Annotated in this window: 19 protein-coding genes; 11 read left to right on the plus strand and 8 right to left on the minus strand. The window is 73.0% G+C overall.

All coding sequences use genetic code 11. From position 1 onward, the window contains the following. Positions 1-638: 638 nt before the first annotated feature. Entirely contained in the window at positions 639-1922 is a 1284-nt protein-coding gene (gene tyrS / locus ACGFIA_RS17630) for a tyrosine--tRNA ligase (protein WP_357386579.1), read from the minus strand. 107 nt (positions 1923-2029) lie between these two features. Between tyrS and ACGFIA_RS17635 the strand changes: the two genes are divergently transcribed. From ACGFIA_RS17635 to ACGFIA_RS17650, 4 genes are all read left to right on the plus strand, one after another. Further along, entirely contained in the window at positions 2030-2413 is a 384-nt protein-coding gene (locus ACGFIA_RS17635; protein ID WP_393261268.1) for a PaaI family thioesterase, read from the plus strand. Positions 2414-2493: 80 nt separating this feature from the next. Continuing rightward, positions 2494-3720 carry a divalent metal cation transporter gene (locus ACGFIA_RS17640; protein ID WP_357469093.1) on the plus strand — a complete coding sequence of 409 codons (1227 nt, stop codon included), beginning with the start codon at positions 2494-2496 and terminating at the stop codon, positions 3718-3720. Then, entirely contained in the window at positions 3717-4097 is a 381-nt protein-coding gene (locus ACGFIA_RS17645; RefSeq protein WP_357386392.1) for a hypothetical protein, read from the plus strand. The genes ACGFIA_RS17640 and ACGFIA_RS17645 overlap by 4 nt, the downstream gene beginning before the upstream one ends. Further along, positions 4084-4401: a PRC-barrel domain containing protein gene (locus ACGFIA_RS17650; protein WP_357386394.1), complete on the plus strand. Its 318-nt coding sequence runs from the start codon at positions 4084-4086 to the stop codon at positions 4399-4401. Before ACGFIA_RS17645 ends, ACGFIA_RS17650 begins: the two co-directional genes overlap by 14 nt. A 44-nt stretch (positions 4402-4445) precedes the next feature. Here ACGFIA_RS17650 and ACGFIA_RS17655 read toward each other — a convergent pair whose 3' ends face one another. The 3 genes from ACGFIA_RS17655 to ACGFIA_RS17665 form a co-directional block, all read right to left on the minus strand. Beyond that, the gene (locus ACGFIA_RS17655; protein WP_393260929.1) at positions 4446-5801 is read right to left on the minus strand and encodes a hemolysin family protein; all 1356 of its coding nucleotides are present in this window, start codon (positions 5799-5801) and stop codon (positions 4446-4448) included. 146 nt (positions 5802-5947) lie between these two features. Beyond that, positions 5948-6583: a hypothetical protein gene (locus tag ACGFIA_RS17660; protein ID WP_357386397.1), complete on the minus strand. Its 636-nt coding sequence runs from the start codon at positions 6581-6583 to the stop codon at positions 5948-5950. Positions 6584-6592: 9 nt separating this feature from the next. Next, positions 6593-7096 (minus strand): GNAT family N-acetyltransferase, encoded by a 504-nt coding sequence (locus tag ACGFIA_RS17665; protein ID WP_357386399.1) that lies wholly within the window; start codon positions 7094-7096, stop codon positions 6593-6595. Positions 7097-7229: 133 nt separating this feature from the next. Between ACGFIA_RS17665 and ppdK the strand changes: the two genes are divergently transcribed. The 5 genes from ppdK to pflA all read left to right on the plus strand — a co-directional run bounded on the left by ppdK (position 7230) and on the right by pflA (position 14615). Beyond that, the gene (gene ppdK / locus ACGFIA_RS17670; RefSeq protein WP_393260933.1) at positions 7230-9890 is read left to right on the plus strand and encodes a pyruvate, phosphate dikinase; all 2661 of its coding nucleotides are present in this window, start codon (positions 7230-7232) and stop codon (positions 9888-9890) included. A 12-nt stretch (positions 9891-9902) separates the two neighbouring features. Beyond that, positions 9903-10352, plus strand: coding sequence for a hypothetical protein (locus tag ACGFIA_RS17675; RefSeq protein ID WP_393260936.1), 450 nt, complete (start codon positions 9903-9905; stop codon positions 10350-10352). 161 nt (positions 10353-10513) lie between these two features. Continuing rightward, positions 10514-11524: an alcohol dehydrogenase AdhP gene (adhP, locus tag ACGFIA_RS17680; protein WP_357469105.1), complete on the plus strand. Its 1011-nt coding sequence runs from the start codon at positions 10514-10516 to the stop codon at positions 11522-11524. Between the two features lie 65 nt (positions 11525-11589). Beyond that, the gene (gene pflB, locus ACGFIA_RS17685; RefSeq protein ID WP_357469110.1) at positions 11590-13833 is read left to right on the plus strand and encodes a formate C-acetyltransferase; all 2244 of its coding nucleotides are present in this window, start codon (positions 11590-11592) and stop codon (positions 13831-13833) included. A 5-nt stretch (positions 13834-13838) separates the two neighbouring features. Beyond that, positions 13839-14615: a pyruvate formate-lyase-activating protein gene (gene pflA, locus ACGFIA_RS17690; protein WP_357386582.1), complete on the plus strand. Its 777-nt coding sequence runs from the start codon at positions 13839-13841 to the stop codon at positions 14613-14615. A 96-nt stretch (positions 14616-14711) separates the two neighbouring features. Here the strand turns inward: pflA and ACGFIA_RS17695 are convergent, their stop codons facing one another. Next, positions 14712-15293: a hypothetical protein gene (locus tag ACGFIA_RS17695; protein WP_357386409.1), complete on the minus strand. Its 582-nt coding sequence runs from the start codon at positions 15291-15293 to the stop codon at positions 14712-14714. A gap of 115 nt (positions 15294-15408) precedes the next feature. After that, positions 15409-15879, minus strand: coding sequence for a cyclic nucleotide-binding domain-containing protein (locus ACGFIA_RS17700; RefSeq protein ID WP_357386410.1), 471 nt, complete (start codon positions 15877-15879; stop codon positions 15409-15411). A gap of 158 nt (positions 15880-16037) precedes the next feature. Between ACGFIA_RS17700 and ACGFIA_RS17705 the strand changes: the two genes are divergently transcribed. Further along, positions 16038-16946, plus strand: coding sequence for a universal stress protein (locus ACGFIA_RS17705; protein WP_357477823.1), 909 nt, complete (start codon positions 16038-16040; stop codon positions 16944-16946). 70 nt (positions 16947-17016) lie between these two features. Further along, on the plus strand, positions 17017-17901 hold the full coding sequence (locus tag ACGFIA_RS17710) for a universal stress protein (protein WP_357477820.1): 885 nt from the start codon (positions 17017-17019) through the stop codon (positions 17899-17901). 72 nt (positions 17902-17973) lie between these two features. Here the strand turns inward: ACGFIA_RS17710 and ACGFIA_RS17715 are convergent, their stop codons facing one another. Together ACGFIA_RS17715 and ACGFIA_RS17720 are read right to left on the minus strand one after the other, a co-directional pair. Then, entirely contained in the window at positions 17974-18603 is a 630-nt protein-coding gene (locus ACGFIA_RS17715) for a CE1759 family FMN reductase (protein ID WP_393260941.1), read from the minus strand. Beyond that, complete coding sequence (locus ACGFIA_RS17720; RefSeq protein WP_357477814.1) at positions 18600-19691, minus strand: LLM class flavin-dependent oxidoreductase; 1092 nt, start codon at positions 19689-19691, stop codon at positions 18600-18602. Before ACGFIA_RS17720 ends, ACGFIA_RS17715 begins: the two co-directional genes overlap by 4 nt. Between the last annotated feature and the right edge of the window lie 54 nt (positions 19692-19745).

Here is a 19745-nt window from a genome sequence, read left to right on the forward strand (position 1 = left end):
CGTCCTGAGCCAGGATCAAACTCTCCAACAAAAACTTGTCGAACAGCATCCTGACAACAAAAGTGTTGCCAAAGGAATCCCAACCAGCCAGACAAAAACCTGACCAGTCCGGGGTATAAAACAATTGGCACTGGCTTTACAAGCACCCTGTTGAGTTCTCAAAGAACAACCACACACCAACCACAAGGCCCCGCATCAGCGGAACCCCCAGCCGGGGCATCTCGTTCAAACACCCGCCGCTCTCGCGCCGGGCACTTTTACTACGTTACCCGGTGGTTTCTGCCGTGTCAAACCGGTGTCAACCGGTTTGTCGTGCGTCACACCCTTTTACCGGGCACCCCGATTCAACCGGCTTCCGCCGGTCGTTCCGAGGAATTCGGTAGGCCGGCCGCCCGCGGTTTCCCGCTGGCTCGTCCGTTTCCCTACCAGCCGACAACCTTACCCGGTCGGTTCCGCCTCGCCAAATCCGCCTCCCGGCGAATCCGGGGCACCACCCGGTTCTCAGGTCCTGCGCTCCGGCCTATCAGGTCTTTCGCCCTGTTTCGTCCGTTCCGCGCTGGCAGAGAGAAAGTTACGCGCCCAGCGGAGTGATCGTCAAATCCGCTGGGCGCGTCCCGCGTCACACAATGGAGGGGCGACTATTTGCGCAGCTCAACACCCGCGAAGGAGCGCTTGCCCCGGCGCAGCACGAGGTACCGGCCGTGCAGCAGGTCGTCCGCGGAGACGGTGGCGTCCACCTCGGCGATCCGGGTGTTGTTGACGTACGCGCCGCCCTCGGCGATCACCCGCCGTGCCTCCTTCATGCTCGGCACCAGGCCCGACTCCTTGAGCAGGCCTGCCACGTCCGGCAGCTCGTCGAGGTGCACCAGGCCGGCCTCGGTCAGCGCGGCGCGCAGCGTCTCCGGCGCCAGTTCGTCGAGCGAGCCGCGCCCGAACAGCGCCTGGCTCGCGGCCACCGCCTGGGCCATCTCCCGCTCGCCGTGCACGAGCGTGGTCAGTTCCTCGGCGAGCGCCCGCTGGGCCAGGCGCGCCTGCGGCCGTTCCGCAGTGGCCTTCTCCAGCTCCTCCAGCTCCTCGCGGGAGCGGAAGCTGAAGTACCGCAGGTAGCGGCTGACGTCCCGGTCGTCGGCGTTGACCCAGAACTGGTAGAACGCGTACGGGCTGGTCATCTGCGGGTCGAGCCAGACCGTGCCGGTCTCGCTCTTGCCGAACTTGGTGCCGTCGGCCTTCGTCACCAGCGGCGTGGTGAACGCCTCCACCGGACCGGCGCCGCGCCGCCGGACGTAGTCCACCCCGGCGGTGATGTTGCCCCACTGGTCGGAGCCGCCGTACTGCAGCCGGCAGCCGTGCCGGCGGTGCAGCTCGAAGTAGTCGTTGGCCTGCAGGAGCTGGTAGCTGAACTCGGTGTAGCTGATGCCGGTCTCCAGCCGCGCCTTCACCACCTCGCGGGCGAGCATCTTGTTGACCGGGAAGTGCTTGCCGACGTCCCGGAGGAACTCCACCACCGACATCTCGCCGGTCCAGTCCAGGTTGTTCACCAGTTGCGCCGCGTTCTCCCCGGTGTACGTGACGAACGGCGAGAGCTGCTCGCGGATGCGCTCGACCCAGCCGGCGATCACCTCGGGCGGGTTCAGCGTCCGCTCGGCGCTCTCCTTCGGGTCGCCGATCTGCCCGGTGGCGCCACCGACGAGCAGCAGCGGACGGTGCCCGGCCTGCTGGAGCCGGCGGGCCATCACGACCTGCATCAGGTTGCCGATGTGCAGGCTCGGCGCGGTGGGGTCGAAGCCCACGTAGAAGGTGGTGCTCCCGCCGTCGAGCAGCTCGCGCAGTTCGTCGAGGCCGGTCGAGTCCTGGATCAGGCCCCGCCACAGCAGGTCGTCGGTCAGGGAGTCCCGCCCCGGCGGGAGGTTGCTGTCGGTCACGGTCACCGATTCTCCCCCATTACCGGGACCGGCCCGTACCGGGTTTGCCGAGGTGCGGCCGACTAGGCTGGCGGCGCCGTCGAACGCGAGGAGGAACAGCGGTGGACATGCCGAACCTGACCGGTGGCTTCGTGGCCCTGCTGGGCCTGACGTTCGACGAGGTCAGCGGGGACCGGGTGGTGATCCGCTGGAAGGTACGCCCGGAGCTGCACCAGCCGTACGGGATCCAGCACGGCGGCGTCTACTGCTCGGTGGTGGAGACGGCGGCCAGCATCGGCGGCGCGCTCTGGCTGGGCGACAAGGGCAACGTGGTCGGGGTGTCGAACCAGACGGACTTCCTGCGCGCGGTGCGCGACGGCGAGCTGACGGCTGTCGGCACGCCCGTGCACCGGGGCCGCAGCCAGCAACTCTGGCTGGTGGAGATCGCCGACGCCGACGGCCGGCTGGTGGCGCGCGGCCAGGTACGGCTGCAGAACCTCACCGCCGCCTGACCCGGCTGGCTGTTTCGGCCCAAAAGGCGCAGTAACGCCGATATCGTCGCCTCGGTGAGGACGTCCGCTCCCGGCCCGACGTGAGGAAGCTGTTCGCCGCCACGCTCGGCGTCCTGTCCGCCGTCGGCGGCTTCGTCGACATCGGCGACCTGGTGGCGGCCAGTCAGGCCGGCGCGCTGTTCGGCATGGCCCACACCTGGGTGCTGCTGGCCGGGGTGGTCGGCATCTGCGCGTACGCGGAGATGGCCGGACGCATCGCGGCGGTGAGCGGGCGGGCGGTGTTCGATCTGGTCCGGGAGCGGCTCGGTCCGCGTGTGGCGCTGCTCAACCTGGTCGCGTCGTGGCTGGTCACGGTGGTCACGCTCGCCGCGGAGCTGGGCGGTGTGGCGCTGGCGCTGCAACTGGCGACCCGGCTCAGCCACCTGTTCTGGGTGCCGCTCGCCGCGCTGGCGGTCTGGCTGGTGCTGTGGCGGCTGCGGTTCGAGCTGATGGAACGGATCTTCGGCCTGGCCGGGCTGGCACTGCTGGTGTTCGCTGTCGCGCTGGTGGCGCTGCCGACCGACTGGCCGGAACTCGGCCGGGGCGCGTGGCAGGTCAGCGCGTCCGGGCACGGCTGGCCGCTCTACTGGTTCGTGGCGGTGGCGCTGTTCGCCTCCACGGTCAGCCCGTACGAGGTGTTCTTCTTCTCCTCCGGCGGCGTCGAGGAGCGGTGGGGCGCGGCGGACCTGGCGCGGGCCCGTTCGAACGTGCTGATCGGCTTCCCGGTGGGCGGGTTCCTGGCGTTGTCGCTGGTCGCCGTGGCGACGGTGGCCTATCACCCGTCCGGGGCGTCGCTGAGCACGCTCGACGAGGTGGCGCGGCCGGTGGCGACGGCGCTCGGTGGGGCCGGCCTGGCCGCCGCGGTGCTGGCGTTCTTCGCGGTGACGTTCGGCGCGGCGCTGGAGACCGGGCTGTCGGCGGCGTACGCGGCGGCGCAGTACTTCGGGTGGCAGTGGGGCAAGCGGGTCCGCCCCCGGGAGGCGGCCCGGTTCCACAGCGTGCTGCTGGTCGGGCTGCTGCTCGGCGTGGTGATGCTGATGACGACGGTGGACCCGGTGCGGCTGACCGAGTACATGCTGGTGCTCAGCGCGGTGGTGCTGCCGCTGACGTACCTGCCGATCCTCGTGGTCGCCAACGACCGCGGGTATCTCGGCGACCGGGTCAACGGGCGGTGGACGAACCTGCTCGGCGCGGTGTTCCTGCTGCTCATCGTCGCGGCCTCGGTGGCCGCGATCCCACTGGCGATCATGACGGGGATGGGGCCATGAGGGTTCAGCTCGCCAAGCGGCTGCTCGACCGGCAGATCGTCGACGTGGACGGGCTGCTGGTCGGACGGGTCGACGACATCGCGTTCGCGATCGACGACGACGGCGTCCCGTACGTGGACTGCCTGCTCACCGGGCAGGGCGCGCTCGGGGAGCGGATCGGCGGCCGGATCGGGCGGCTGCTGGTGGCGGTGGCGGACCGGTTCACCGACGACCCGCCGGTACCGCCGTTGCGCGTACCGCTGTCGCAGGTCGCCCGCGTGGACAGCGCGGTGCGGCTGCGCTGCCCGGCGGCGGACCTGCCGCCGTCGCCGGTGGAGGCGTGGCTGCGCCGGCACCTGATCGAGCGGATCCCGGGGTCCGGCCGTGCGAGCGGGTGAGCTGCTCGGCCGCACCGCGTACGACCTGCACGGGCGGCGGCTGGGCCGGGTGGTGGACGTGGTGGTGCGCGGCGGGTGGCCGCCGGACCGGCTGCGGATCACCGACGTGATAGTCGCCGGGCACTGGTGGACCCGGGTGATCAGCCGGCTGATCGGCCCCGAGCTGCATCCGTCCGGGCCGTGGCTGCTGCGGGTGACGGCCCGGCTGGTCGGGCGGAGCACCCGTCAACTGCCCGCCGACGCGGTGCAGCTGCTGCCGCCGGTGCCCGGTTTCCCGTTCGGCCCGCCGGCCGGAGGCCGCTGAGGCCCCGGGCGGCGGCGCGCCGGGCAGCCCGCGACCGGCGCCGGTCAGCGACGGGCGTCGTCGAGTTCGGGGGCGTCGGCCGGGTCGGCCGCGTCGCCCGTGGTGTCGTCGTCCGCCGAGTCCTCGCCGCGGCTGCGGCGGCGGACGTGCACCTCGGTGATCGCCCGCTGGTCGACGCCGGCCACCGACAACTCCCAGCCGTCCACGGTGACCTGCTCCCCCGCCACCGTCGGGATGTGCCCGAGGCAGATCAGCACCAGCCCGGCGACAGTGGTGTAGTCGCCCGCGGGCCGGTTCGGCAGCTCCACCCCGAGGTCGGTCAGGTCGTGCACCGGGAACGTGCCGGGCAGCACGAGCGTGCCGTCGGCCTCGGTGCGCACGGCGCGCAGGTCCCGGTCGGTCTCGTCGTAGATCTCGCCGACGATCTCCTCCAGGATGTCCTCCAGCGTCACGATCCCGTCGACCGCGCCGCGCTCGTCGACCACCAGCGCGATGTGCTGCCGCTCGGCCTTGAACTGGCGCAGCGCGTCGACCACCGGCAGCGAGTCGGGCAGCAGCATCGGCGGGCGGGCGATCTCGTCGACCGGCCGGTCGTCGGAGACGCCGACCAGGTCCCGCAGGTGGATGACGCCCACCGCCTCGTCCAGGCCGCCGTGGCGGACCACCGGCGCCCGGGAGTGGCCGGTCGCCGCCAGGACGAGCCGGGCGGCCTCCGCGGTGGTGCCGCTGTCGAGCGTGAAGACCTGCAACCGGGGTACGAGCACCGCCCGCAGCTGCCGGTCGGCGATCTCCACCGCACCGGCGATGATCATGCGCTGTTCCTTGGTGAAGCCGTGGTTGCCGACCACGATGTCGCGCAGCTCGTCCGGGCCGATCTCGTCCGGCTCGGCCTTCGGGTCCAGGCCGAACAGGCGTACCACCAGGTCGGTGGTCGCGCCCAGCAGCCAGACGGCGGGCCGGGTGACGCTGGAGAGCACGTCCAGCGGGCGGGCCACCAGCAGCGCCCACCGCTCGGCCGACTGCATGGCGATCCGCTTCGGGGCCAGCTCGCCGAAGACGAGCGTGACGAACGTGAGCACCAGCGTGACAGCGACGATGGCGACGGTCTCGGCGGCGTTGCCGAAGACGCCCAGCAGCGGGACGAGCGGCCGGGCCAGCGACACCGCGGCGGCGGCGGAGGCCAGGAACCCGGCGAGTGTGATGCCGATCTGGATGGTGGCCAGGAACCGGTTCGGGTCCTTCGCGAGACGGGCGAGGGTCCGTCCGCCGCGGCTGCTGCGCTCCAGCCGCTGCACCTGGCTGTCGCGCAGGGACACCAGCGCCATCTCGCTGCCGGCGAACACCGCGTTGAGGATCACCAGCACACCGACCAGGGCAAGCTGGCTCCAGTAGCTCTGCACGACCGGTTATCTCCCTCGGCCCGATCCGGGTCGGCCGACGGCCGACCCGCCGGCCGGCAGATCCGGTCGGCGTGGCCCTCTGTTGCCCCGCGGGCCCGCGCCTGAATCCTGTGCGATCACTGAGCGCCGGGCGGGAGCGCCGCGATTCACCCCCGCGTGGCGGGGACCGGCAGGTCGAGCACGTACGCGCCGCCCTCCGGGCGGAACCCGAGCCGGTGGTAGTACGGGGCGATCATGCCGGGCGGGCTGACCACCCGGCGGAAGCCCCGGTCGGTGAACAGCCGGCTGCGCCGGTAGACGAACTCCCCCGGGGTGAAGTCGCGGAACGGCGGGGTCACGTAGTCCAGGTCGATCTGGGCCACGCCGCCCGGTTCGGCGTGCGAGAGCATCACGCCGACCACCTCGTCGGCGCGTACCACCAGGAACGCCGAGCGGTCGTCGGCGGCCGGGTCCCAGCGGAAGCCCGGGTTGAACCGGGCGATGTCGGCGGCGTGCACCCGCAGCGTGTGCGCCAGGAACGCGTCAGCGGTGCCCACCTCGACCACCTGGTAGGTCTGCTCGTCGTGCCGGGTGGCCAGCAGCTTGCGCAGGTACCAGACGTTGATCACGGTGAGCACGACGTTCAGCCCCACCATCGGCCAGACCTGCACGGCGGCGTTGTAGCCGATCAGGATGAGGCAGCCGACCAGGTTGAGCGCGCGCAGCCGCAGGATCCGGGTCTGCAGCAGGGACCAGACCAGCAGCGCGGAGCCGGCCCAGCCGACGAGTTCCAGCCAGTTCACCCGGGGAGACTAGCCGCCTGCCTGGTCAGACCCCTCGGCGGGCAGTTCCAGCACGTACTCCTCGACCTCGGCGCCGCGCGCCGGGGCGTACCCCGAGTCCTCGCCGACCACGACGAAGCCGCACTTACGCAGCACCGCGAGCGAGGCGGCGTTGTCCTTCGCGGCGCGGGCGCGCAGCGGCCGGCGCGGCACCTCGCGCAGCAGCGCGCGCAGCGCGGCGGTGGCGTGGCCGCGCCCCCAGTGCGCCGCGTCGATCCAGTAGCTGACCTCGGTCTGCTCGCCGACTGGGAACGCCGCCACCCGCCCGACCAGCTCTCCGTCGACGGTGACGGCCCGGTTCACGATGCGCTCGTCGGCGCGGATGCGCGCCCAGTGCGCCTCGAACGCGGCCCGGTCGGACGGGTCCTGCGGGCCGAACGCGGCCATCCAGTTCGCCTGCGGGTCCTGCTCGTGAGCGAAGAAGGCGGGCAGGTCGTCGTCGCGCACCGGGCGGAGCAGCAGGTGGTCGGTCACGGCCGGAACGATACGTGGACCCACCGACACGGTCGGGACCTCCGGCCCGGTGTGTGTCCCGTCCGGCCCTGACGTCCGGCCGGGCGGCCCGGTTACCAAGGAGGTGTAACGACGCAGTCGAGGAGGCCGGATCATGTCGAAGTACGTCTACGACTTCATCGAAGGTGACCGCAGCCGGGCCGACCTGCTCGGCGGCAAGGGCGCCAACCTCGCCGAGATGACCCGGCTCGGGTTGCCGGTGCCGCCCGGGTTCACCGTCACCACCGACGCCTGCCGGGCGTACCTGGCCACCGGGGCGCCGCCGGCGGGCCTGTACGAGGAGATGAACGCGCATCTGCGGGAGGTGGAGGCGCGGCTGGACCGGTGGCTGGGCGACCCGCGTGACCCGCTGCTGCTGGCGGTGCGCTCCGGCGGCCGGTACTCGATGCCGGGGATGATGGAGACGATCCTCGACATCGGGCTCAACGACACCACAGTCGTCGGGCTGGCCGAGCGCACCGGCGACGAGCGGTTCGCCTGGGACTCGTACCGGCGGCTGATCCAGATGTTCGGCCGCACCGTGCACGGCATCCCGGTCGAGGAGTTCGAGCACGAGCTGGCCGCGCTGCGGGCCACCGCCGGGCCGGACGGGCCGAGCGCGGGGCAGTTGCACGACCTGGTCGAGACGTACAAGAAGATCTTCCTTCGGCACGTCGGGCACGACTTCCCGCAGGCCCCGCACGAGCAGCTGTTCCTGGCCGTGCGCGCGGTGTTCGAGTCCTGGCACTCGGAGCGGGCCCGGATCTACCGGCGGCAGGAGCGCATCCCGGATGACCTGGGCACCGCCGTCAACGTGATGGCGATGGTGTTCGGCAACCTCGGCTCCGACTCCGGCACCGGTGTCGCGTTCACCCGTGACCCGGCCACCGGCGCCCCCGGCGTGTACGGCGACTACCTGACCGACGCGCAGGGCGAGGACGTGGTGGCGGGCATCCGCAACACGGTGCCGCTGACCGAGCTGGAACGGCTGGACCCGGCGAGCTTCCACCGGCTGCGGGAGATCATGACGACTCTGGAGCGGCACTACCGCGACCTGTGCGACGTCGAGTTCACCATCGAGCGCGGCCGGCTGTGGATGCTGCAGACCCGGGTCGGCAAGCGCACCGCGGCGGCCGCGTTCGTGATCGCCGCGCAACTGGCCGAGGAGGGGCTGATCACCGCCGACGAGGCGCTGACCCGGGTCACCGGGGCGCAGCTCGCCCAGCTGATGTTCCCGGCCTTCGACACGGCCGGCGCGCCCGAGCCGCTCGCGGTCGGCGTCGGCGCCTCGCCCGGCGCGGCCGTCGGGCGGGTGGTGTTCGACTCCGCCGCCGCGGCTGCGGCCGACGGACCGGTGATCCTCGTCCGGCCGGAGACGAACCCGGACGACCTGCCCGGCATGATCGCCGCGACCGGGGTGCTCACCTCGCGCGGCGGCAAGACCTCGCACGCCGCCGTGGTGGCGCGGGGCATGGGCCGCACCTGCGTCTGCGGGGCCGAGGCCCTGGGCATCGACGTCGAGCGCGGCGAGTTCACTGTCGGCGAGCGGGTGGTGCGGGCCGGCGACGTGATCTCGATCGACGGCACCAGCGGGCGGATCTGGCTCGGCGAGGTGCCGGTGCAGCCGTCCCCGGTGGCCCGCTACCTGACCGGTGAGCTGCGGCCGGAGGCCGACCCGCTGGTCGCCGCCGTGCACCGGCTGCTCGGGCACGCCGACGCGGTGCGCACGCTCGGCGTCCGCGCCAACGCGGACACCCCGGACGACGCCCGCCGCGCCCGCGAGCTGGGCGCCGCCGGGATCGGGCTGTGCCGCACCGAGCACATGTTCCTCGGCGAGCGCCGGGAACTGGTCGAGCGGCTCATCCTGGCCGAGGGCCCGGCCGAGGTCGGCGCGGCGCTGGACGAACTGCTGCCGTTGCAGCGCGCCGACTTTCTCGGGCTGCTCACCGCGATGGACGGGCTGCCGGTCACGGTCCGGCTGCTCGACCCGCCGCTGCACGAGTTCCTGCCTCCGTTGGCCGAGCTGACCGCCCGGGTGGCGGGCGCGCAGGCGCGCGGCGAGGAGCCGGGCCACGACGGCGTGCTGCTGGCGGCGGTGCGGCGGATGCACGAGACGAACCCGATGCTGGGGCTGCGCGGCGTGCGGCTCGGACTGGTGGTGCCGGGGCTGTTCGCGATGCAGGTGCGGGCGCTGGCCGAGGCGGCCGCGCAGCGGGTCCGGGCCGGCGGTGACCCGCGCCCGGAGATCATGGTGCCGCTGGTCGGTGACGTGCGGGAGCTCGCCGCGGTGGCGGACGAGGCGCGGCGGGTGCTGGCCGAGGTGCCGGGCGCGCCGGAGATCCCGATCGGCACCATGGTCGAGACGCCCCGGGCGGCGCTGACCGCCGGGGAGATCGCCGCCGAGGCGCACTTCTTCTCCTTCGGCACCAACGACCTGACGCAGATGACCTGGGCGTTCTCCCGGGACGACGTGGAGGGCGCGTTCTTCCCCGCGTACCTGGCCCGGGGGATCTTCCCGGTGTCGCCGTTCGAGAGCATCGACGCCGCCGGGGTCGGCCGGCTGGTCCGCCTCGCCGTCGCCGAGGGGCGGGCGGCCCGGCCGGAGCTGACCGTCGGCGTCTGCGGTGAGCACGGCGGCGACCCGGACTCGATCGGGTTCTTCGCCGACGCCGGGCTCGACTACGTGTCCTGCTCGCCGTACCGGGTGCCGGTGGCGCGGCTGGCCGCCGGGCGGGCCGCTGTCGCGGCCCGTACCGAGAAGTCCGACTCCCGCTAGGAGGGCAGTGCCATGACCGCCATCTTCAACCCGACCGGCCCGGCTGTGACGCCGGTCCCCCGGCCCGCGCCACCGCCGACCACGACGCCCGCCGTGGCCCCGGCCCCGGCGGGGCCGGTCGGCCCGGTGCTGGAACTGCCCGGCGACGCCGCGCTGGTGCCGGTGAACCGCGACGGCCACCCGGTGGGCGTGTTCGTCGCGGCCGGCGGCCGGGTCCGCTACCGGCGCGTGGTCGAACCCGACCGGCTCGTCGCCGCCGCCACCGGCGCGTTCGCGGTGGCCGCGCTCACCGCCGCCGTGGCGCTGTGGTCGCGGCGCCGCCCGCCGTCGGTCGGCACCGTCACCATGGGACCGGGCGGATGGGTCAGCCTGCGCGGCGTGCCGGCGCCGCGGCTGCGCCCGGACCACCGGCCCCGGTGGGCGCGCCTGCTGCGGGCCCGCCGCCTGGTCGTCGACCGCTGAGCACCCCAGGGGTACGGCCGCCGGTACGTCACCGGCGGCCGTACCGCCGTTGCGGCCCCGGAGGGGCCGTTGGTCCCGGGTCTCCGTGGTCCTGCGCCCCTGCCCGGCCGCGCCCGGCCGGACGACGCTTGAGGGGAGAACGAGACAGAGGGAGGCCCCCGATGCGCGCCAGTGTCGTCACCGCGTTCGACCGTCCGATGGAGATCACCGAGCGTCCCGTGCCGGAGGTCGGCCCGGGCGAGATCCTGGTCCGCATCGAAGCCAGCGGACTCTGCCACACCGACATCCACGCCGCCCGCGGCGAGTGGCCGGTGAAGCCCACCCCGCCGTTCGTACCCGGGCACGAGGGCGTCGGCCTGGTCGAGAAGGTCGGCCCCGGCGTCACCGAGCACGCCGTCGGCGACCGGGTCGCGCTGCCCTGGCTCGGCTGGGCCTGCGGGACCTGCGCGTACTGCGTGACCGGCTGGGAGACGCTGTGCGAGTCGCAGCGCAACACCGGTTACAGCATCGACGGCGCGCACGCCGAGTACGCGGTCGCCTCGGCCCGGTACGCGGTGCGCGTGCCCGACGGCGTGGACCCGTTCGAGGCCGCGCCGCTGACCTGCGCGGGCGTCACCACGTACAAGGCCGTCAAGGTCGCCGGGGTACGGCCGGGCGAACGGGTCGCGATCTTCGGCATCGGCGGCCTGGGTCACCTCGCCCAGCAGTACGCGCAGATCTTCGGCGCCGAGACGGTGGCGGTCGACGTGACCGCCGAGAAGCTGGCACTGGCCACCTCGCTCGGCGCGGCCCACACTGTCGACGCCGCCACCACCGACCCGGTCGAGCGGATCACCGCCCTGGGCGGCGTGGACGTGGCGATCGTGCTCGCCGCGAGCCCCCGGGTGATCGAGCAGGCGCACCGCTCGCTGCGTCGCGGCGGCCGGCTGGTGCTGGTGTCGCTGCCCGCCGACAACGCGATCACCCTGCCCGTCTTCGAGACGGTGCTCAAGGGCATCACGGTGCTCGGCTCGATCGTCGGCACCCGCGCCGACCTGGCCGAGGTCTTCGCGCTGCACGCCGCCGGCCGCACCCGGGTCGTCTACGAGATCCGCAAGCTGGACGAGATCAACGACGCGGTGGACGACGTCCTCGCCGGCCGGGTCGCCGCCCGGCTCGTGCTCCAGCCCTGAACCCCGCCCCGGTCCCCGCGCCGGCGGGGACCGGGCCCACAGTCGACGCCCCGGGAAGGACCGACATGACCGCCACCGAACCCCTGGCCCCCTGGCGTGGATTCCACGCCGGAGCGTGGCAGGAGACAGTAGACGTGGCCGACTTCGTCCGCCACAACCACGAGCCGTACACCGGGGACGCGTCGTTCCTGACCGGGCCGACGCCGCGCACCCTCGCGGTGTGGGACCGGCTGAAGGAGATGTTCGGCGAGGAGCGGCGGCGCGGCGTGTACGACGTCGACGCGGCCACCCCGTCGACGATCACCTCGCACGCGCCCGGCTACATCGACCGGGAGCGGGAGCTGATCGTCGGGTTGCAGACCGACGCGCCGCTGCGGCGGGCGATCATGCCGGCCGGCGGGCTGCGGATGGTGGAGACGGCGCTGCGCGCGTACGGGCGCGAACCGGACCCGCGCGTGCACGAGATCTTCACCAGGTACCGCCGCACCCACAACGACGCGGTCTTCGACGCGTACCCGGAGAGCGTGCTCGCGGCCCGGCGCTCGCACGTCATCACCGGCCTGCCCGACGCGTACGGGCGCGGACGGATCATCGGCGACTACCGCCGGGTGGCGCTGTACGGCGTGGACCGGCTGGTCGAGGAGCGCCGCGCGCTCAAGGCGGCGCTGGACGGGCGGCGCAGCACCGACGACGTGATCCGCGACCGGGAGGAACTGGCGGAGCAGATCCGCGCGCTCGGTGAGCTGAAGGAGATGGCCGCCGCGTACGGCTTCGACATCTCCCGCCCGGCCGCCACCGGCGCGCAGGCGATCCAGTGGCTCTACTTCGCCTACCTGGCCGCCACGAAGGAGCAGAACGGCGCCGCGATGTCGCTCGGCCGCACCGCCGGGTTCCTCGACGCGTACCTGCGGCGGGACATCGCCGAGGGGCGGCTGGACGAGAGCGGCGCCCAGGAGCTGATCGACGACTTCGTGATCAAGCTGCGGATCATCCGCTTCCTGCGCACGCCGGAGTACGACCAGCTCTTCTCCGGCGACCCGACCTGGGTCACCGAGTCGCTCGGCGGCATGGGCACGGACGGACGGCCGCTGGTCACCCGCACCACGTTCCGCTACCTCCAGACGCTGTACAACCTGGGCCCGGCGCCGGAGCCGAACCTGACGGTGCTCTGGTCGCCGCGCCTGCCGGAGGGGTTCAAGCGGTTCTGCGCCCAGGTGTCGCTGGACACCAGCGCCATCCAGTACGAGAACGACGAGCTGATCCGCCCCGCGTACGACGACGACACCGCGATCGCCTGCTGCGTGTCGGCCATGCGGGTCGGGCGGGACATGCAGTTCTTCGGCGCGCGGGCGAACCTCGCCAAGGCGCTGCTGTACGCGATCAACGGCGGCCGGGACGAGCTGTCCGGCGCGCAGGTCGCCCCGCCGGCCGCGCCGGTCGGCGGCGAGACGCTCGACTACGACGAGGTGCTTGCCGCGTACGACCGGACGCTGGACTGGCTGGCCGAGACGTACGTGGACGCGCTGAACGTGATCCACCACCAGCACGACAGGTACGCCTACGAGCGGCTGGAGATGGCGCTGCACGACCACCCGGTGCGCCGGTTCATGGCCACCGGCATCGCGGGGCTGTCGGTCGCGGTGGACAGCCTGTCGGCCATCCGGTACGGCCGGGTCAAGGTGCTGCGCGACGAGTCCGGCGTGGCCGTCGACTTCGCGGTCGAGGGCGAGTTCCCGACGTACGGCAACGACGACGACCGGGCGGACGAGATCGCGGTGTGGCTGGTCGAGACGTTCGCGGAGAAGCTGCGCCGGCAGCGCACGTACCGCGACGCGGAGCTGACCATGTCGGTGCTCACCATCACCTCGAACGTGGTGTACGGCAAGCACACCGGCAACACGCCGGACGGCCGGCGCGCCGGTGAGCCGTTCGCGCCGGGGGCGAACCCGATGAACGGCCGGGACAGCCACGGCCTGGTCGCCGCCGCGCTGTCGGTGGCGAAGCTGCCGTACGACGCCGCCCGCGACGGCATCTCGCTGACCGGCACGGTGACGCCGGACGGGCTGGGCCACACCCGCGACGAGCGGATCGCCAACCTGGCCGGGGTGCTCGACGGCTACACCGACGCCGGCGGGTTCCACCTCAACGTCAACGTGCTGGACCGGGCCACGCTGCTGGACGCGATGGCGCACCCGGAGCGGTACCCGCAGCTCACCGTCCGGGTCTCCGGGTACGCGGTGAACTTCGTCCGGCTCACCCGTGAGCAGCAGCAGGACGTCGTCTCGCGGACCTTCCACGGGTCGCTGTGAACACGCTGTCGACGCCGCAGCCCGGGCCGGTCCGGCCCGGGCCCGGCGGGGCGCTCACCGGCAGCGTGCACTCGTGGGACCTGTCGATCGGGGTGGACGGGCCCGGCACCCGGTTCGTGGCGTTCCTCGCCGGCTGCCCGCTGCGCTGCCGGTACTGCCACAGCCCGGACACCTGGTACCGGCGCAGCGGCCGCAGCCGTACCGTCGACGAGCTGATGGCCGAGGTGGGGCGCTACCGCCGCTTCGTCACGGTGGCCGGCGGCGGGGTCACCATCAGCGGCGGGGAGCCGCTGCTACAGCCCCGGTTCACCGGCGAGGTGCTGCGCCGCTGCAAGGAGCTCGGGCTGCACACCGCGCTGGACACCTCGGGTTTCCTCGGCGCCCGCGCCGATGACGCCCTGCTCGACGCCACCGACCTGGTGCTGCTGGACGTGAAGTCCCGCGACCCGGCCACCTACCGGGAGGTGACCCGCACCGGGCGGATCGGGCCGACGTTGCGCTTCGGTCGCCGGCTGGCAGAGCGGGGCGTACCGGTCTGGATCCGGTTCGTGCTGGTGCCCGGCCTCACCGACGGCGAGGCCAACGTGGCCGGGGTGGCGGACTTCGCCGCCGAGCTGGCCACCGTCGAGCGGGTCGAGGTGCTGCCGTTCCACCGCCTCGGCGCGCACAAGTACGCCGAGCTCGGCCTCACCTTCCCGCTGGCGGACACCGCGCCGCCCACCCCGGAGCTGTTGGAGCGGGTACGCGGGCAGTTCGCCGAGCGTGGCCTGACTGTCACCTGACCGGCCCGCACGGGCCGCACGGCCGACCGGGGAGCCCCGGTCGGCCGTGCGGTGAATTGCCGGCACCGCGCTCCCAGCAATTCACCGTGTCCAATGTCAGTAAGCGATGAGATTGCCGTAGTGCGAGCCCCACGTGTTCGACGCGAAAGTGAATTCGAGCCGGAATCGGGTGCCGTCGGCGACATTGGAGGCGATGACCATCCAGGCGCCGGTGGTCGACGTGTAGTGCTTCCACGTGCTCTGGCAGTATCCGGCGCTGACGAAGCAGACGCGGATCTGCGCGTTGATGTTCTGGTTGTCGTACGACCGGTTGCTGAAGTTGATGTCGCCACAGCGACTCGAAGTCGTGTAGTAGCCCGTGGAGGACGGCAGGTAGGCCTTGCCCGAACCGGCCGTCACGTAGCCGGTCACCGCACCGTCGTAACAGGCGGAGAGGAGTTGCGCCGAGGTGCCGGCCGGCTCGGCGGCGGCCGGTGAGGCGAGGTGCGGCAGCGCGAACAGCAACGCCGACATGACAGCGACCCGGATGACTCGTCTGATCAAGGTGCTTCCTTTCGTCTTCGAGCGCGACTTGCGCGCACCGGAGCACGAAGAAGCGTGCCGACAGAGGGACAGCTCACCACGATTCGTCGGCCATTCGCCGGACGCGTATGTGCGCGCCGCGGCGGACAGCGACATCGAATGAACACCCTCGCGGCCGTGGTTCCCCCGTGACCCCAAGATGTGGAGCATTGACGGACAGCATTCCGGGAATTGAGTGAACCGTCAAGGCCACACCCGCGCGGGCGAGGGCTCAGCCCGCCATGGACGTCGGATAGCCGTACAGGTCGAGCAGCCGGACCCGGGACGCCTGGAGGCGGTCCACCACCACGCTCATGAACCGGCTGGTGAGCTGACGGCCGAGCGTGTCGTCGGACTCCATCAGCCGGCGCACCCCGTCGGCGTCGAGCTCGACGGCGTTGCTGCGCTGGGTGGCGACCGCGCCGAACTGCCAGCGGTACGGCGGGAACAGCCACGACCAGCCGAGCACCCCGCCCGGCCCGATCGTCTCGATGCCCACGTCACCGCGACCCGGCACCGGGAAGTCGAGCGCCACCTGACCGCCGCGGACCAGCCAGAACCGGTCGGCCGGCTGGCCGGCGCGGAACAGCCGGTGCCCGGGGTGCCAGACCACCGGGCGGGCGTAGCCGGTGAGCCGGGGCAGCCACTCGTCGGGCAGCCCGGCCAGGAACGGATGGACGCGGAGCATCTCCAGCGGGGTCATCGCGCCTCCAGGATCGACAGGAGGGGAGCAGTGGTTCCATTTCACCCCGCCACCGCCCCGGGCGGTAGGGGCCGATGGTCCCGGCCGGGTCGGGCGGATCGACTCTGCCCAGGTGGGAGCCGTCGGCGCAGGCTGAGGGTGAACCGAAGGAGGACGTGATGACCGACAGGACCGGTGCCCCCGTCGTGGTGGGCGTGGACGGCTCCCCGTCCGCGCTGGACGCGGTACGGCTGGCCGCACGCGAGGCGGTGCTGCGGCACCGGCCGCTGCGGGTGGTGAACGCCTTCCTCTGGCCGCTCGTCGGCACGCCGCTGGGCATGGTCGCCCCGGTGCTGCCCGACATCGAGCTGCGTCAGGAGGCCGAGAAGCTGGTCGAGGAGGCGGTGGACGAGGCCCGCAAGGTCGACGCCGAGCTGGCTGTGACCGGCGCGGTGGTCGACGGCGGACCGGTCGCGGTGCTGCTGCGGGAGAGCCGCGACGCCGCGCTGCTCGTGCTCGGTCACCGGGGACTCGGCGGCTTCGCGGAACTGCTGGTCGGCTCCGCCGCGGTGCAGCTCTCCGCCCGCGCGGACTGCCCGGTGCTCGTGGCCCGGGGCGAGGCCCGCGCCGACGGCCCGGTGGTGGTCGGCGTGGACGGCTCGGCGCTCTCCGACGAGGCGGTCGGCTTCGCGTTCGCCGAGGCCGCGGCGCGCGGCGTCGAACTGGTGGTGGTGCACACCTGGCTGTACCCGCAGCCGGTCACCTACCGGGAGGCGTTCGGCGACGTCGTGCCGCTGGCGTACGACCCGCAGGAGCTGCGCGCCGACGAGCAGCGGGTGCTGGCCGAGGCGGTCGCCGGCTGGGCCGAGCGCTACCCGGAGGTGACGGTACGGCCGAAGCTGGTCGCCGCCGCCACCCCGTCCCGGGTGCTGGTCGAGGAGTCCGTCGGCGCCCAGCTGACGGTGGTCGGCGCACACGGGCGCGGTAGCCTCGGTGCGCTGCTGCTCGGCTCGGTCAGCCACGCCGTGCTGCACCACTGCCACAGCCCGCTCGCCGTCGTCCGGCACCGGGGGAACCGGGCCCACTGAGCCGGTTCCCCGGCCCGGGCCGGGCCGGCACCGCCACAATGGCCTGAGCCGACCGGAGGGAAAGCACCAGATGAACCGACCTGTCGTGGTGGGAGTGGACGGATCGCCGTCCAGCCTTGCCGCCGCCGACCTGGCCGCCGCGACCGCCGTCGCCCGTTCCCGGCCGTTGCTGCTGGTGCACGGCTACCTGCACCCGCTCGGCTACGGGGTGCCGCTCAACCCGTACGACCTGGGGGTGCCGGCGCCCACCGCGGAGTCGGAGAAGATGCTGGAGTCGGTCGCCGCCGACCTGGCCGAGCGGCACCCGGGCCTGCGGGTGCAGGTACGCCAGGTGGCGGGCGGTCCGGGCGCGACGATGGTCGAGGAGTCCCGCCGCGCCGAGCTGGTGGTGGTGGGCAGCCGGGGCGTCGGCGGCTTCGCCGGCCTGCTGCTCGGCTCGGTCAGCGGTCAGCTCGCGCAGCACGGGCACTGCCCGGTGCTGATCGTCCGTCCCGAGGAGCAGCCGATCCCGGTGGACGGCCCGGTGCTGGTCGGCGTGGACGGCTCCGACCCGTCCGCGTACGCGATCGAGCTGGCCGCCGACGAGGCCGAGCGACGCGACGCGGAGCTGGTCCTGATGCACGTCCGGTCGCCGGAACGCGGCGCGGTCACGCCGGAGGTGGCGGCGGAGGCGTCCACCGCCGAGCGGGCCGAGGCGGAGGGGCTGCTCGCCGACGCGGCGGCGCGGGTCCGGGCGGCGCACCCGGGCCTGCGGGTGACCGAGCGCTCCGTGACCGCGGCCTCGCCGGAGACCGCCCTGCGGGAGGCGAGCGGCGAGGCGGCGCTCCTGGTGGTCGGCTCCCGGGGCCGGGGCGGCTTCGTCGGGCTGCTGCTCGGCTCGGTCAGCCAGGCCCTGGTGCAGCACTCCCACTGCCCGGTGCTGGTCGCCCACCGGCCCGAGCCGGCCGACGACTGACCCGCTCGGCCTCGCGCGCGCTGCGTGCGGCCTGCCCGGGGCGGCCCGGGTTGCGCCCGCCTCCCCCCGGTGTCAGGCCGGGTCGCGGCCGGCGAGCAGGTCGGCGAAGTCGGTGGTGAGCGCGAACGGGTCGGCCGGGCCGGTCGCGGGCGGACGGCGGTCCACCTGCTCGGCCAGCTCGGCGGCGGCCCAGCGGATCCGGGACCGCAGCGCGCTGTCGCCGTCGTCGCCGGCCCAGTCCTCGGGCGCGGCGAACACCGCGGTGGGCAGCGTCGCCGCTCGCAGGTACGCGAACATCGGCCGGACCGCGTGCTCCAGCGCCAGCGAGTGCCGGGCGGTGCCGCCGGTCGCCCCGATCAGCACCGGCTTGCCGGCGAGCGCCTCCCGGTCGACCACGTCGAAGAACGACTTGAACAGCCCGTTGTAGGAGGCGTTGAAGATCGGCGTCACCGCGATCAGCCCGTCGGCGGCGGCCACGTCGTCGAGCGTCTGCCGCAGCGCGGCCGGCGGGAAGCCGGTGAGCAGGTGGTTCACCACGTCGTGGGCGTGCTCGCGCAGCTCCACCGTCCGCAGCTCCACGGTGGTGGCGCCGCGGGCGGCCAGCTCGTCGCGGGCGGCCGCGGCGAGCTGGTCGGCGAGCAGGCGGGTCGACGACGGCCGGCCGAGCCCGGCCGAGACGACCGCGAGGGTACGGCTGGTCATCGCTGCTCCCCGCCCACCGGCGCGGCGGCGAGCAGGCTCGCGTGGGTGGGCGCCTCGGGCACATGCGCGGGACGCAGCGAGTCGAACTCCTTGCGCAGCACCGGCACCACCTCCTCGCCCAGCAGGTCGAGCTGCTCCAGCACCGTCTTCAGCGGCAGCCCGGCGTGATCCATCAGGAACAGCTGCCGCTGGTAGTCGCCGACGTACTCGCGGAAACCCAGCGTGCGGTCGATGACCTGCTGCGGGCTGCCCACTGTCAGCGGCGTCTCCCTGGTGAACTCCTCCAGCGACGGGCCGTGGCCGTAGACCGGGGCGTTGTCGAAGTAGGGGCGGAACTCGCGTACCGCGTCCTGGGAGTTGCGGCGCATGAAGACCTGCCCGCCGAGGCCGACGATGGCCTGGTCCGGCGAGCCGTGGCCGTAGTGCGCGTACCGCTCCCGGTAGAGGCCGACCATCCGCTGGGTGTGCTCCTTGGGCCAGAAGATGTGGTTGGCGAAGAAGCCGTCACCGTAGTAGGCGGCCTGCTCGGCGATCTCCGGGCTGCGGATCGAGCCGTGCCAGACGAACGGCGGCACGCCGTCGAGCGGGCGCGGCGTCGAGGTGAACGACTGCAGCGGCGTACGGAACCGGCCCTTCCAGTCGACCACGTCCTCGCGCCACAGCCGGTGCAGCAGGTCGTAGTTCTCGATGGCCAGCGGGATGCCGTTGCGGATGTCCTGCCCGAACCACGGGTAGACCGGGCCGGTGTTGCCGCGGCCCAGCATCAGGTCCACCCGGCCGTCGGCCAGGTGCTGGAGCATCGCGTAGTCCTCGGCGATCTTCACCGGGTCGTTCGTGGTGATGAGCGTGGTCGCGGTGGACAGCACCAGCCGCTCGGTGCGCGCGGCGATCCAGCCGAGCATGGTGGTCGGCGACGACGGCACGAACGGCGGGTTGTGGTGCTCGCCGGTGGCGAACACGTCCAGGCCGACCTCCTCGGCCTTGAGCGCGATGGCGGTCATGGCCTTGATCCGCTCACGCTCGGACGGCAGCCGCCCGTTCGTCGGGTCGACTGTGACGTCACCGACGGTGAAGACTCCGAACTGCATGACCAGCTCCTCGCGTGGGGTCCGGACCGGTCGGCCCGGGATCGCTCCTCACAA

Source organism: Micromonospora sp. NPDC049203 (genome assembly GCF_043197215.1).
Lineage (GTDB): Bacteria > Actinomycetota > Actinomycetes > Mycobacteriales > Micromonosporaceae > Micromonospora.